We start from the raw sequence: 16,046 nt of genomic DNA, 5'->3' as shown, positions 1-16,046 counted from the left end.
ATTCTTCAGATTTGAAAGAATTCACACTTACAGGTAAAGGAAGGTTTGTAGTACCTTTACAAAGAGGTGTAATTAATTTTCCCAGACGTGGGAAAAAACAAAGTATTTGTAAATAAAAACTTATATCCAATGTACAGTATAAACCGACTTTTACCTATTTATAAAAAGTACTCGTTGTCCGTAATTTTAATTGTTTTTATGGGTTTCATCAGTATGGCTCAGGTCATTCCTGTTGAAACGAATGAAAATGCAGTCGTTTTAGAGGTAAGTAAAGGGAAAGATTTGAAAATGATTTATTGGGGGAAACGTCTCGCCAATTCATCTGAGTACGGTCAAATTCCGACTCAGGAAAAACAAGCAACTGACTACACCGGATTATACTGTTCTGCTTATACTCCTGCTGGAAGCCGAAACTTGCTGGAGCCCGCGATAGCTGTTTCACATGCTGATGGAAACAGGTCGTTGGATTTGAAATATATTCAACATGAAATTCAACATGAAAGTGACAATATATCTTTACTTAAAATAACGCTGAAAGATAAAATCTACCCGTTTCAGGTTGATTTGTTTTATCGTTCATTTTATAACCAAGATGTGATTGAACAATGGGCAGTAATCAGTCACCAGGAAAAGAAAGAGGTGGTTTTGCATAAATTTGCATCTGCAAATTTGACTCTGAAAGCAAGCGATTATTATCTGACTCAATATCATGGTGATTGGGCAAAGGAGATGCAGCCTGAGGAATCAAAACTCACTCATGGTATCAAAACAATTGATACCAAATTGGGTACCCGGGCAAACTTATTTTTGCCGTCTGTTTTTATGATTTCCTTAAACGAACCAGCATCGGAAGATGAAGGTACTGTTATGTATGGAGCTTTGGAATGGAGCGGGAATTTTAAAATCGATATGGAACTTGATCCTCAAAATAATCTAAGAATTATCGGAGGAATTAATAATTACGCTTCTGAATACCATTTGCCTGCCGGAGAGGAGTTTAAAACTCCATCATTTTTAACGGTAATGTCACACAATGGGAAAGGTGAGGCTAGCAGGAAACTTCATCAGTGGGCACGAGATTATAAGTTATTAGATGGAAATGGTAATCGTCTTACTTTATTAAATAATTGGGAAGCCACTTATTTCGATTTTAATGAGCAGAAACTGTTTTCGTTATTGAAAGACACCAAAAAACTAGGTGTTGATTTATTCTTGCTCGATGATGGTTGGTTCGGAAATGAGTATCCCCGGAACAATGATGACGCAGGATTGGGTGATTGGCAAGCCAATAAGAAAAAGCTTCCTAACGGAGTATCATCTTTGGTGAAAGAGGCTTCTAATAATGATGTGAAATTCGGAATCTGGATAGAACCGGAAATGGTGAATCCCGAAAGTAATTTGTACCATGAACATCCTGACTGGGTAATCAAACAACCTGAACGGGACGAATATTATTTCAGAAACCAATTAGTGTTGGATTTAAGCAATCCAAAAGTGCAGGATTTTGTGTTTGGCGTGGTGGATGATTTGTTTGTTGAGAATCCGGATTTAGCATACATAAAATGGGATTGCAACGCCGTAATTTACAATGCTTATACAGCTCATTTAAAACAACAGCAATCGCATTTATACATTGATTATGTAGAAGGGCTTTACGCTGTCTTAAAACGGGTTCGTGACAAATATCCAACTGTCCCAATGATGCTGTGCTCTGGCGGTGGCGGGCGTGTCGATTATGCTGCCTTGCAATACTTCACCGAGTTTTGGCCGAGTGATAACACCGATCCATTGGAGCGTGTTTTCATGCAGTGGGAATATTCATATTTCTATCCATCCATCAGTATGTCATGTCACGTTACAGATTGGGGGAAACAGGCTTTAAAGTACAAAGTTGATGTAGCTATGATGGGGAAACTTGGGTTTGATATTGTCATCAATGAACTACCTAAGGAAGAACTGGAATTTTGCCAGGAAGCGGTTAAAAATTATAATGAGTTAAAGGATGTGATTTGGCATGGCGATTTGTACCGTTTGGTTGATCCGAAGTTGAATGATTTTGCATCGTTAATGTTTGTGAATAATGAGAAGAGTGAAGCTGTCATGTTTAACTATCTGGTGAACAATCGTTACGATATTAAGAGTGAAATGCCTGTGAAATTAAAAGGTCTCAATCCTGAAAAGAGATATCATATCAAAGAAGTAAATCTGTTCCCGGGAACTCAGTCATGGCTAGACTCAAGCAAAACGTATTCCGGAGATTTCTTAATGACAATTGGTTATAACCCTCAGGTACAAACATCTCGAAAAAGTGTGGTGCTGGCAATATCTGAAGAGAAATAGCAAATAATGAAAGACAAGAAAATATATTTAATAGCAAACTTATTTTTAGTTTGCTTTCTGTTTTCGTGCACAAATAAATTGAAAACAGACTGGGAAATGCGCTCTCCGGATGGGAAGATCGTTGCTCATTTGCACATGACCGAAAGTGGACAATTGACCTATCAGGTATCGATGGGAGATGGAAATGAAAAATTTGTTTTAGTGGAGGATTCTCCCCTCGGAATAATACGTAAAGATCAACACTTTGATACACTTAATTTTGTTTCTCATGAGCGATTAAAAACGGTAGGAGAATCATATAATTTGTCAACAGGAAAACGTCTTCTTAACCGCAATCACTATAACGAGTTTTCTTTTCGTTTTAAGAATGAAAATGGAGCTTTGCTAGATATAATTTGCCGGACTTATGATGATGGATTCGCATTCAAATATATATTCCCTGAATCAGATGAGAGCAAGTATATAGTAGAACGGGAATTGACGGGTTTTGATTTGCCGGAAGGAAATGCGTGGATGCAACCCTATGACAAACCGACAGCTTATGCTCCGGCATATGAGCGTAATTATGAGGGTGAAATGCCTGTTGGAACTAGCTCTCCAGGAGAAGAAGGATGGTGTTTCCCTGCATTATATGAGGTGAATAATCATTGGGTTCTAATATCGGAAGCAAATTTGAAAGGAAACTTTTATGGCTCACATTTGGCGGCTACAGCAGAAAATGGATTGTATAAAATTGTTCCTCCACTGGAAAATGAAGCTTTTGGTTATGGACATGTTTATGCTGAATCTCACTTGCCTTGGGAAATGCCCTGGCGTATGATTATTGTTGGCGATGAGCTTGCTGATATTTTGGAATCAAACTTAGTAACCCATCTGGCAGATTCTTCACAAATTAACGATCCATCCTGGATCAAATCTGGAAGAGCCTCATGGGCATGGTGGTCTGGGTATTTAGATAATACAAACGATACGCCTGAAAAACTTAGGAAGTATATTGATTTTGCTCATGAAATGTCGTGGGAGTATTCCCTGATAGATGCAGGGTGGGATTACAGAAAAGGTTTTGATTTAAAGGAGATGGCTGAATATGCCAGGAGCAGAAATGTAAAATTATTGCTTTGGTATAACTCTGGTGGTCCTATCAATCGAGTGAATGCTGGCCCTCGGGATAAGATGTTTGATCCGGAAATCCGCAGAGAGGAAATGAAACGAATTGCTGCACTTGGAATAAGTGGAGTGAAGATTGATTTCTTTAGCAGCGACAAGCAGGATTTCATGAGATTGTACAACGACATTCTGAAAGATGCTGCTGAATTCAAACTGCTGGTCAATTTTCATGGATGTACCGTTCCTCGTGGATGGTCAAGAACTTATCCGAATCTGATCGCAATGGAAAGTGTCATTGGCGAGGAGGGATATATTTACCATTCTCACTATGAAAATGGTGCTCCACTTCATTGCACTATTTTACCATTTACCCGTAATGTGGTTGGACCAATGGATTATACGCCTGTCGCTTTTTCAGTTCAGCAGGTGCCACACAAAACTTCTTACGGATTTGAATTGGCATTGTCAGTTGTCTTCGAGACTGGTATTATTCATTTTGCCGATCAGGTCGAGATGTATAAAAGACAGCCGGCAGGAGTTCTTCAGTTCCTAAAAGATGTCCCCGCAGCTTGGGATGACACTCGTTTGTTATCTGGTTATCCGGGAGACGATGTAGTACTTGCCAGACAAAAAGGGGGAGACTGGTATATTGGTGGTATTAATGGAGAGGATATTAATAAAAAAATAGAAGTTGATTTTGGATTTTTGGATGGCGGCGAAAATTATGTGGCAACGATCATTGCAGATGGTGAGGATAATAAATCGTTCAATATTTCCACTAAATCGGTTTCTAACGAATCTGTTGAGACGATTGATGTTTTACCGATCGGTGGTTTCTCCATTCAATTGAAACGTATTAATTGATTATGAATAAGATGTATTTTGATAAATATTTGTATGTTTTTAAAATGTGCACATTTAGTTTGTTGTTTAAAAAGCTGCAGCCCCTTTGTAAGTGGGCTGCAGCCTTTTTTTTGTTATTGAGTTTTCATTCACAACTGTATTCTCAAGAACTGGTTTTTGAAGCTGAGGAAGCAATTTTGTCGAACGGAGCTTCTATTCAAGATGCAAGCGAATGTTCCGAAGGAAAGCAAGTGGGCAATTTGGGCGGAGCACAGAATGGTTCTGTTACTGAAATTTTTCAGGTCTCTAGTGGAGGTGACTATGATCTTGTCTTAAGTTATTGTACTGCAGATCAACGTTCATTTTCAGTCTGGGTGAACTATGGAAAACGCTTGGAAGTAGTTTGTCCTCCGTCAGGCGGTTGGTCTACACCGAAAACAACTCAAGTGCAAATAACCTTGGTGAGCGGACAAAATACACTGATTTTTGATAATCCAAATGGCTGGGCTCCAAATCTTGATCAATTTTCATTGACACCAAGCCCAAGTTTTGACATCTCTGGGAAGGTGGAAGATAATGGAGTTGGAGTTAGTAATGTGATATTATCTCTCTCAGGCGCAAAGACAGCCTCTGTCGTTAGTGATGAAAGTGGGTATTATAGTTTTTCGGGCTTGACGAGCGGCAAGGATTATACCGTGACACCATCTAAAAACGGAAATGTTTTCACTCCATCTTACATATCATATGAGCCATTAGCAGAGGAGAAAATTGATCAGAACTTTCAGGCTTTGCCAGTTTGTGAGGGATGTATTGAAAAACTGTCTTTTGGGGTAGATGGTGAGTTGCAATACAGCACACAGACAGGTACGTTTTCAGTTTTGTACGGTGGACTAAAAGTGATTTCCTCCGCGTACAGCTTAGTTTATGACAGCGATGCGCAAATTAATAGCATGGATTACTCAAATCGTCAAGTTGCGATTGAAGACATTGATGATGATTTTGGGTCAGGGCAGAAGCTTGTGGTTTCACTGACTGCTAATGGAATGCCAGAAATGCAACAGATTTTTTACGCTTATGCAGGAAAAGATTATTTTTTGACAGAGGTTGCTTTGAAAGGCGAGAATGTGTCTTCCAACTATATTGCACCTGTTGTTACCAACGAGGTTGATATCGCTGAAGTTGGTGATAACCGCTTCCTTTCAGTCCCTTTTGATAATGATGGTTTTATTCGTTACAAATCCCATTCATTTGAAAGTTATGCTCAGGCGACTAGTTCTGAAGTTACTGCTTTCTATGATGATCATAGCCGAAAAGGCTTAGTTGTTGGGTCGGTTGAACATATGGTTTGGAAAACAGGTATCAAGGGGAGTGGAGTTGCAAATGAATTAACGTCATTAACTGTTTGGGGCGGTTACTCGGATGAAAATGTGACCCGGGATACAAAAGCTCACGGTGTAATTTCAGGTGAAGAAATTAAGTCACCCAAAATGTTTGTGGGGTATTTTGATGACTGGAGGATTGGCTTGGAAGAATATGGAAAAGCAAATGCCATTGCAGAGCCAAGGTATGTTTTCGATTGGGATAAGCCGACACCTTTTGGATGGAATAGCTGGGGATCAATTCAAACTGATCTGAGTTTGGATAAAGCAAAAGCAGTTGTTGATTTTTTTGCACAAAGTTTACCCAAGTTCAGAAATGGAGAAACTGCTTACATCGATCTCGATTCATTTTGGGATAATATGGTTCCTGGTGGTTTGGAAGGAGATTTCAGCAACTTGACAACCTTTGCCAATTATTGCAAAAGCAAAGGACTTAAACCCGGTATTTACTGGGGACCATTTGTCGATTGGGGAAAATACAATCGGTTGGTTGAAGGGAGTGTATACAGTTATGCTTCAACCTGGATAAAAGTTAACGGTGCTTATCACGATGTAGACGGAGGTCGTGCAATGGATCCAACTCATCCAGCAACACAGGCGCGTATTAAATATTTGATTGATAAATTGATTGCTTGTGGATTTGAAATGATAAAGATTGACTTCATTGCTCATGGAGCGGTTGAAGCCGATCATTATTATGATCCTGAAGTTACAACAGGAATGCAAGCTTATCGAAAAGGAATGGAGTATCTAGTTGATCAGTTGAGTGGGAAGATGCTGATTTATGCTGCGATTTCGCCTAATATGGCTACTGCCCGCTATGTTCATTCACGACGAATTGCTTGCGATGCTTATTCTGATATTGGTGCAACAGGATATACTTTGAATAGCAACACATACGGATGGTGGCAAGACCAGATGTATAATTTTATTGATGGCGACCATATTGTTTTTGGAAATAGTTCGGTTGGAGAAAACCGAGCTCGTTTGGCTTCAGGGTTGATAAACGGTATGTTGATAAATGGGGATGATTTTTCAACTTTGGGACAATGGACCGATCGGGCAAAATCTCTGTTGCAAAATGAAGAAATTTTGGATGTCGCAAGAGATGGAGTGGCTTTTCGCCCAGTAGATGGAGATTCAGAAAATGGGGCAAGCGAGATCTTTACAAAGGAAAGCGAAAATGGATATGATGTCATTATCGTAAATTATGGAACTGCTAAAACATTTGATCTTAATTTTGATCGGTTGGGAATTGAGGGGGCCGATTATGGAATCAAAGAATTATTCACAGGTCAGCAAATTACTTATGATGGAACATCATTCAGTGTTGATGTGCCTACACGTGATGCAATGGTTTTGAAGTTGAGTAAAGGCTTTCCGGATGATGTAGATGATATTTCAACTGAGAGTGCAATTCAGGTGTTCCCAAACCCAACCAAGGATAAGTTATTTATAAGAAGTGAAGATTTAATAGACGAGGTTCGGTTGTACTCTTCCAGCGGTTTACTCGTTAATTCTCTCAATCAAATTTACCAGAAAGAAGCAGTTGTTGATATGGTGAAATATAGAGAAGGGGGCTATCTTGTCACGATATCTATGAATAATGGTAGCTTTTCTACTCATAAAATCATCAAGACCCATTGATAACCTAAATCTCAAACAAATGAATTTTATTCGTTTTAAAAAGTATCTGCTTTTATATATTCTATTGTTAATTTTCTATTCTTGCCATAACAAAACTGGCGATGAATTAAAGTTTTGGTTCGATCGGCCAGCTTCACAATGGGAGGAGTGTTTACCTCTGGGAAATGGCCATTTAGGAATGACCCCTGACAGTAAGATCAGCCGGGAAACCATCGTTCTGAACGATATTGCTTTATGGTCGGGTGCACCTCAGGATGCGAATAATTACGATGCTTACAAAAGGCTGCCGGAAATTCGCCAACTATTAATAGAAGGAAGAAACGATGAAGCTCAGGAATTGGTAAACAAAGATTTTGTTTGCCTCGGAAAAGGTGGTGGAGCTGAACCTTTCGGTTGTTTTCAAACATTGGGGAAACTAAAAATTGACTATTCATACAACGGTGAAAAACCGGAGTTTAGTAAGGTGCAAAACTATTATCGGGAGCTGAACCTTGACAACGCCGTTGCAAGTTGTTCTTTTTCTTATGGTGATGTCAATTACAAACGAGAATATTTCACCAGTTTTGGTGATGACATTGATGTGATTAGGATTACTGCGGATAAAAAAGGAATGATCAATTGCAATATCGGCATCGACCGCGAGGAACGGTTTGAAGTCAACCAGAATGATACGATTTTGACAATGAAGGGAGAACTGGAGAGTGGCACCGCGAACCCGGGGATGAAATATGTGGCATTGGTAAAGGCTGTGGCTAAAGACGGAGAAACTACGATTGAATCCAATCAAATTATAGTTGAAGATGCTTCTGAATTGACTATTTACCTATCTGCCGGAACTGATTTTATGAATCCTGATTTTGAGTCGGATGTACATGAAAGTTTGAGTGCCGCGATTGGAAAAGTATATGATCTGCAAAAGAAAGAACATGTAGAAAATTATCAGGCTTTATATAGCCGGGTAAACCTTGATTTGGGAATTGGGGAGAACACTGTATTGCCAATAAATGAGCGACTTCCAAAATTTTACAATGCACCTGAAAAGGATTTGGAACTACCTGCGCTTTTCTACCAGTTTGGCCGCTACCTAACCATTTGCAGTACCCGTCCGGGATTATTGCCACCAAATTTGCAAGGACTCTGGGCGAATCAAATTCATACACCATGGAATGGTGATTATCACCTGGATGTGAATGTGCAAATGAATCACTGGCCGGTTGAAGTATCTAACCTGTCGGAGTTGAATTTGCCCCTGGCAGACTTGGTTAAACGGATGGTGCCACATGGTGAGAAAACCGCTAAAGCCTATTATAATGCTAATGGTTGGGTTGCCCATGTAATAACAAATGTCTGGGGATTTACCGAACCGGGTGAAAGTGCTTCCTGGGGAATTGCCAATGCCGGATCAGGATGGGTTTGCAACAATCTTTGGCAGCACTACGACTTTTCTGGAGATATTACTTATTTGAAAGATATTTACCCGATACTAAAGGGCTCGGCGGAGTTTTATAGTAGTATGTTGTTGAAAGACCCTGAAACTGGGTGGTTAGTGACTGCTCCATCTGTTTCTCCTGAAAATTCCTTTTACCTGCCCAATGGCAATCATGCCAATGTGTGCATGGGGCCAACCATTGATAACCAGATTATTCGTGAGCTTTTTAATAATGTCATTACGGCATCTGAGGTATTGGGTATTGATGAAGATTTTCGGGACATTTTGAAACATAAGTTGAACGAGGTTCCGCCTGCAGCACGAATTTCTGCTGATGGGCGGATTATGGAGTGGTTAAAAGATTATAAAGAGACTGATCCACAACATCGTCACATTTCGCATTTATACGGATTGTATCCAGCGCATCTTATTACACCAGATTCTACTCCCGAATTAGCTGAAGCTGCCAGGAAGTCACTTGAAGTAAGGGGAGATGATGGCCCGAGCTGGGCGATTGCTTACAAACTATTGTTTTGGGCAAGGTTGCACGACGGAAACCGGGCTTTTAAGCTGCTACGTGAGCTTTTGAAACCGACTTTAGATACACATATCAATTATGGTGCAGGTGGAGGTGTTTATCCCAACCTATTATCTGCGGGGCCACCATTCCAGATTGATGGTAATTTCGGTGCAGCAGCAGGAATTGCTGAAATGCTTCTTCAAAGTCATAACGGGGCTTTACATTTATTGCCAGCCTTGCCAGACGCATGGCCTAGTGGATCGGTGAAAGGCTTATGTGCCCGAGGTGGTTTTGTGGTCGATATGGAGTGGGAAAAAGGTGAACTTAAAAAAGTACAAATTTTCTCAAAAATAGGTTCTCCACTGAAAGTCGTTTATAAGGATTACGTTGGCGAATTTGAATTGCCAGTTGGAAAGAACTTGATTTTATCGGGAGAACTAAAAAAATAAATAAAGATTTGAATTTAATTTGTAGTATCTAAACCAATTAATTATACCCATGAATACGAATTTTTTTAAGCGGAAATGGCAGACAGGACTATTATTAGGACTTTTGTCTTTTCTTGCTGTTACTGGTCAATGTCAACCGCAAAAGTCGCTAAAACAGTTACAAGAAGATTTTGTGAATTTAAAGTTCGGAATGTTTATCCATTTTAACATTCCAACATTTGCCGATGCAGACTGGCCGGATCCGGATGCTCCGGCATCACTTTTTAATCCAACAAAACTCGATTGTGATCAATGGGCAAAAGCTGCAAAATCAGCAAATATGACATACGGTTGCCTAACAACCAAACACCATAGCGGTTACTGTATCTGGGATACAAAAACAACTGACTATAACGTGATGAACAGCCCGCTAAAAAGAGATGTTGTGAGGGAGTATGTCAATGCTTTTCGTAAAAATGGCCTCAAAACAATGCTATATTATTCCATACTGGATACGCATCATAAAATCAGGCCTGGATACATTTCCACCGAAAAAGTAGACATGGTAAAGGTGCAGCTAACAGAGTTATTGACTAATTATGGAGAAATTTCGGCTTTGGTAATCGATGGTTGGGATGCTCCCTGGTCCAGAATTTCATATGAAGCGGTTTCTTTTCAGGAAATTTATAAACTGGTAAAACAGTTGCAGCCGAACTGTCTGTTAATGGATTTAAATGCTGCGAAATATCCGACCGATATTCTGTTTTATACCGACATTAAATCGTACGAACAAAATGCTGGACAACAAATTTCCAGCGAAACAAACCAGCTTCCGGCAATGGCTTGCCTGCCAATTCAATATAACTGGTTCTGGAAAAAGAGCTTTCCGACCGATCAGCTAAAAAAGGCAGAGTACCTGGTAAATGAAAACATTGTTCCATATACCAAAGCATATTGCAATTTCATGCTGAATGTTGCTCCCAATAGTGATGGACTAATTGATCAAAATGCGATGGATGAATTGAAGAAAATTGGTGATTTATGGAAAGATGACGGTAGCCGCGCAAAACTCCCGGATTTGGACGCGCCAATTATTGCCGAAAATATAGCAAAATTTCGCCGATCTAATGCCAGTTGGAGTGATGATATGTGGATTATGGACTTTGGGAACGATGATGATTTTCATACTGCCTGGGTTTCTAATCCGAGAATTCAAACTCCTTGGTACGAGCTTGTATTGGATCAGCGTCAGCCTTTTAATGCAATTACCATTGTTGATTCCAGAAATTGTATTAAAAAGTACCGCTTGCAATACTTCGATGCCGGGAAATGGGAGACTCTGTTTGATGGTGAAAATTCAGACAAAATAAAAGTCCATCGTTTTGATACTGTCTGGGGTAAGCAGGTCAAAATTATCATCGATGAATCAACTACTGCGCCTGCGATTGCTGAGTTTGGAGTTTATAATGAAGAGAGATAAATTCATGTAGGCATAAATAACAATGAGAGCGATCAACTAAATACAATTGATCGCTCTCTTTTTATAACCAAAAATGATGGATTCTACTCTAGAATTTTAATACTCCCTGGTGGGTTTGATCGATTTTAAGAACTTCATCAAATGCTGATTTAGCATCTTTCTCGTTGCCTTTGCCTGAATTTCCCAATCCAATCAAGTATTGACATAATTGGTAGTTTCGTAAATTCAAATCGTCTTCCCAAATCAGCAAGTCAGGCAGCGAAACAGCGAAATAATCAATTTTAACCTGGTCATTCTGATGAGCTTCTCCAAAGCTAATCAGCAATTCAAACCGCTTTTCTGCTTCCGAATCACGACCGAGTTTTTTCAAGGCCAATCCCTGATAGAAAATCGTGTCAGGTTGTTGATCATTGTAAAACATCGCTGCAGAAACCTTATCCATGCCGGCGGAGGCTTCTTTAAAAAATTCTTCGGCTTTTTCTCTGTCACCCAAGCCTTCATTGGAAACACCAAGCCAGTAAAGAATCTCATTTTCCTGGGCACCAAACAATTTTCCTTCCCCCAGATTTTCAGGATACGTTCGCGCTGAGGTCAACAGTTCTAAAGCCTTGGCGAATTCACCGTTTTTAATAGCTTGCTTTGCCATTTCTGTCAAACTGAAAATATACTGTCCTGTTACTTTTCCTTCTCCACCTTCCCAGGGATGGAACTTCCGAGCCATAATCAAATCATAAGCCACCTGATGGTTTCCAACCGTATTATTTAATGCAGCTAATTCCAGATACAAGTCGTCTCGCTGATCGCAAAGCACCTTGTATTTTTCCAACGTTGCCAATCGCTCTGACGGATTATAGTTCAATCGCTTATATAGTTGATCTAATTCCATCAAAATTCGCGCGTCCGTTTGATCCAATTCGAAAGCTTTTTTCAATGAGGACAAAGCTTTCTTCGCGTCGCCTTGCTTATTGAAATAGGCCAGCGAAAGATTCCTATGCGTTGTTGGAAAGTCTGAATTAATTGCAACAGATTTCTCCCAACAAGCAACAGCCTCATCAAAGTTTTTGAAAGCATACCAGAAATTCCCCAGATAATAAAGCGCCTTGTAGTCTTTTATATTTTGATTAGCTGCCCATTGTAGGGTTACAACAGCTTCCGGCTGGTTTGGGAAACAATAATCTGGGCACAATTCCAGGGCCTTAGCCAAAGCTGCATTTGCTTCAGTTTCTTCTCCTGACTGAGACAAAAACCAGGCTTTATAATACATGGCCATAGGATAAATGTTGTCGCCTTCCTGCTCATCAATACCAAGATCAATCAGTTGAACTGCTTCTTTATATAAGCCGGCGTAAGCATAATCCAGTGCAAATTCAATATAGTTGTGAATATTCTTACGGATCAACTTCTTCATTTCAGTCAATGCATCAACATCGCCATTGACCAGATATCTTTCGAAATACAAACTGAAGTTAAACTGATCCAGTTTCAACGACTCATTGCACAACGCAATGGCCTCTTCCTTTCGATTCAATTTGCGAAGTATGCTCACTTTTAACTGGCGTCCTTTGTGGTTGTGCCAGTTGCGTACCAATGAGCGATCAATCACTTCCAGCGCGGCATCCCATTTATGATTGAGAGATTCAATTCGTGCAAGCTGGAAATAACCGCTGTCCATCCATGCTGCATTCCAAACCGATTTATAAAAAGACTCGTAGGCTTTTTCCATTTTTCCAAGGTAACGCTGAGCCAGTCCAAGGTTAAACAACGCTTCACCATTAATTGGATTTGGATTCCTTTCTGTCAATGTTTCAACCGCTGTTTGAAAGAACTTCTCGGCTTTTGCAAACTGGCCACGGCGCAGGTACCAAAGACCAAGTGCGTTATTGCAGCGACTATCCTTCGGATCGCGGGCAAGAGCTTCTTCATAATAAGGACGCGGATCGTATGTGGCGTGCCTGTATTGTTCCAAGTGAAGACCAGTCAGGTACAGTTGTTCGTTGCTTTTGATCTTTGCAGGTTCTTTTGCTGCTTTTGCCGGTTCTGGTATTTCTCTTTTGTCTCCCGGTTTCGAACACCAGTCAACCAGTTTAAATCCCTCTGCAGTTAATACTGAAATCTCCAGATTCTCCGAATCAATATTTTCCGACAAAGTCAACGTCTTTTCATAAGAAGTTCCGGGATGGAAATCGAAACGATCTTCCATAATTACCTGATCGTCGGCTGTCAGTAGCACTGTTCCTGCAGGATATGCGGCAGTCGTGTAAATCTTAATGGTCACTTTTCCATCACTGTTCTCCAGATTAAGCATTGCATCTTTTGTCGCATTTTTCACCACTCCTAAATCACTGTAAGGCATAAAATACTGGCTAAAAGACTTCTCCTCTCCCGGCATCAGCCATGAAAAGTCGGGCTGGTTATCAGTATAAACACCACACATCAACTCAATATAAGGACCATCTTCATCGGTCAGGTTGCGGTCCCATGCTTGTCCAAAGTCGCTGTGCCCCCAGGTCCATTGTTTTTTACCGGGCGATACATGATGGTTAGCCACATGCAACAAACCACCTTTACTGTCGTTTTCGTAACCACCCACAAAGTTGTAATCCGAAGTGATCGCCATATACGAAGTGGGGACAGGAATATTCTTATACCGCGAAATATCAGTTCCCGGTGAATAATCAACCTTGTAATAAGTTCCTTTGGCAATCGGGAATTCCGACACATCGCGCTTTCCGTGGTCAAATACCGCGTTCACATCCGGTGGAAAAACAGATTGATAATCATCATTCACTTTTACTGCAGGGTTTGCCCACCACAAAAAGGTTTGCGGATGATTGGTCCGATTGTACAATTTCACTTTTATTTCCAGGTATGCCTTGTCCGGATGAAGGGTAAAACCTGCCATTCCGCGGGTACGAAACATGCGCTCCAGTTCGTTGCACCAAACGGTAACGCTGCCATCAGCATTATTTTCAATCGAAAAATCGGTTGGTTCATAAGTTGACGGACGGTGGTGTTGCGGCCAGTTGAATTCAATGCCACCCGATATCCAGGGACCTGTCAATCCCACAAGGGCTGGCTTAATGACCTGATTGTAATACACAAAATGCCGTTCCTTCATTTTGTCGTATGCCATTTGAATTCGTCCCCCCAATTGTGGAAGGATCATTATTTTCAGATACTGATTTTCTATAAATACAGCGTCCCATTCCACGTCTTTCTTTTCATCTTCAATTTTTTCAATAACCGGATGAGGATACACTACACCACTACTTCCCTGGTAAACGCGTTTTTCCAAAAACATCGGGTTTTTCTCGGGTTTTCCAATCCTGTAGGTTGGAATTACCATTTTTTCATACCAAGCTTTTACTGTCATTTTAAGCGAATAAGATTTTTGAACTGAGTTATATTGAGACAGGCCTGTCTGTTTTATATTTTCTGATTAAAAGATGCTTCTACTTCTTCCAAACTTTTTCCTTTTGTTTCAGGTAGCTTTTTAAATATAAATAGGAAGCCTGATGCACAGATAAAAGCGTACAGCCAGAAAGTTCCGCTTGCTTCCAGTAGGTCATTCAGAATAGGGAATGTGTAAGTTAAGGCAAAGCAAGCCAGCCAAAGAGCTGTAGTTGCAACAGCCATTGCTGCTCCACGTACTTTGTTTGGGAAGATTTCAGACAAGACAACCCATGTGATTGGAGCCAGAGACATGGCATAAGTGGCAATTGCCAGTATTACCATGATTAATACTACAATCCCTTTTAAGTTGAAAAAGTAGCAGGAACCTAATAGTACATAAATGACTGCTAATCCCGCAGAACCTAAAAGCATTAGTTTTCGACGCCCCCAGCGATCGACCGTTTGCATCGCCAGCAAAGTGAATGTAAGGTTTACAATCCCGGTGATCACAATATTAAAAAGCATATCGCCAACCGAATAGCCTGCAGAAGTGAATATTTCTTCGGCATAGTTGAAGATGACGTTGATGCCGCACCATTGTTGAAAAGCTGCCAACACAATACCGATAATCAAAACCGGACGAAGTTCTTTTGAAAGAACCTCTTTGATATTTACTTTTTGGGACGAATTTTTTAATGTTCCATCAATGTTTTGTTTCTCATTCAGTGCATATTTATTACCACCAATTTTTCTAAGGATTTGTAAAGCTTTTGCTGATTGTTGCGCTTTAAGTAGATATCGAGGACTTTCAGGTATGAAAAATGCCAGCAAGAAGAACGAAAGTGCAGGCAGGGTTTCAGCCCAAAACATCCATCTCCAGCCAGTTTGACCATTCCACGATTGTAGAATCGTTTCATCTGTTGCATTTGCTGGTACCTTATCGGCAATTAAGTAATTCACAACTTGTGCGGCCAGTATGCCTATTACAATAGTGAGCTGGTTGATTGACACCAGCCTTCCTCTCATCTTTGCAGGGGCAATTTCTGCGATGTACATGGGGGAAATAGCAGATGCTAATCCAATTCCGAGTCCTCCAATTAATCGATAAATAATGAATGGCGTAAAAAGGTTTACCGAGCCGGTTCCGATTGCAGACAGTGTAAAGAGAACAGCTGCGGCAATCAGTGGTTTTTTGCGGCCAAAACGCTCCGAAAAGTAACCGGAAATAATAGCACCAACAAGGCACCCGATTAATGCGGAGCTCATTGCCCATCCTTGTAAGTGAGGGATTGTTTCAATGCTAAAAAATCGTTCGTAAAAAGGTTTGGCGCCACCAATTACCACCCAGTCATATCCGAAAAGCAAACCTCCCATGGCAGACACCAGGGTGATTCCTAATATAAATTTTTTGTTTAAAGTAATTTTCTCCACAGTTGTATCAATTTAGTTGGCTCAAAAATAGACTGTGAGTCACATAATG

Annotated in this window: 7 protein-coding genes; 5 read left to right on the top strand and 2 right to left on the bottom strand. The window is 40.4% G+C overall.

Annotation, left to right across the window (positions count from 1 at the left end):
* Window positions 1-129 precede the first annotated feature (129 nt).
* The 5 genes from ACUNWD_RS06710 to ACUNWD_RS06690 are packed head-to-tail and all read left to right on the top strand — an operon-like array spanning window position 130 to window position 11,173.
* Window positions 130-2,340, top strand: a complete 2,211-nt coding sequence (locus ACUNWD_RS06710; RefSeq protein ID WP_445587018.1) for an alpha-galactosidase — start codon at window positions 130-132, stop codon at window positions 2,338-2,340.
* Between the two features lie 6 nt (window positions 2,341-2,346).
* Entirely contained in the window at window positions 2,347-4,311 is a 1,965-nt protein-coding gene (locus tag ACUNWD_RS06705) for a glycoside hydrolase family 97 catalytic domain-containing protein (RefSeq protein ID WP_445587017.1), read from the top strand.
* A 2-nt stretch (window positions 4,312-4,313) separates the two neighbouring features.
* Window positions 4,314-7,316, top strand: a complete 3,003-nt coding sequence (locus ACUNWD_RS06700) for a T9SS type A sorting domain-containing protein (protein ID WP_445587016.1) — start codon at window positions 4,314-4,316, stop codon at window positions 7,314-7,316.
* Window positions 7,317-7,335: 19 nt separating this feature from the next.
* Window positions 7,336-9,714: a glycoside hydrolase family 95 protein gene (locus ACUNWD_RS06695; RefSeq protein ID WP_445587015.1), complete on the top strand. Its 2,379-nt coding sequence runs from the start codon at window positions 7,336-7,338 to the stop codon at window positions 9,712-9,714.
* A 49-nt stretch (window positions 9,715-9,763) separates the two neighbouring features.
* Window positions 9,764-11,173 (top strand): alpha-L-fucosidase, encoded by a 1,410-nt coding sequence (locus ACUNWD_RS06690; protein ID WP_445587014.1) that lies wholly within the window; start codon window positions 9,764-9,766, stop codon window positions 11,171-11,173.
* 88 nt (window positions 11,174-11,261) lie between these two features.
* On the opposite strand, the gene ACUNWD_RS06685 is transcribed toward ACUNWD_RS06690, so the two are convergent.
* Together ACUNWD_RS06685 and ACUNWD_RS06680 are read right to left on the bottom strand one after the other, a co-directional pair.
* A complete protein-coding gene (locus ACUNWD_RS06685; protein ID WP_445587013.1) occupies window positions 11,262-14,546 on the bottom strand; it encodes a DUF5107 domain-containing protein in 3,285 nt (1,094 codons plus the stop codon).
* A 53-nt stretch (window positions 14,547-14,599) separates the two neighbouring features.
* The gene (locus tag ACUNWD_RS06680) at window positions 14,600-15,997 is read right to left on the bottom strand and encodes a sugar porter family MFS transporter (RefSeq protein ID WP_445587012.1); all 1,398 of its coding nucleotides are present in this window, start codon (window positions 15,995-15,997) and stop codon (window positions 14,600-14,602) included.
* Window positions 15,998-16,046: the final 49 nt, after the last annotated feature.

Source organism: Sunxiuqinia sp. A32 (assembly GCF_052690465.1).
This window is presented reverse-complemented; position numbering and strand designations above follow the sequence as displayed.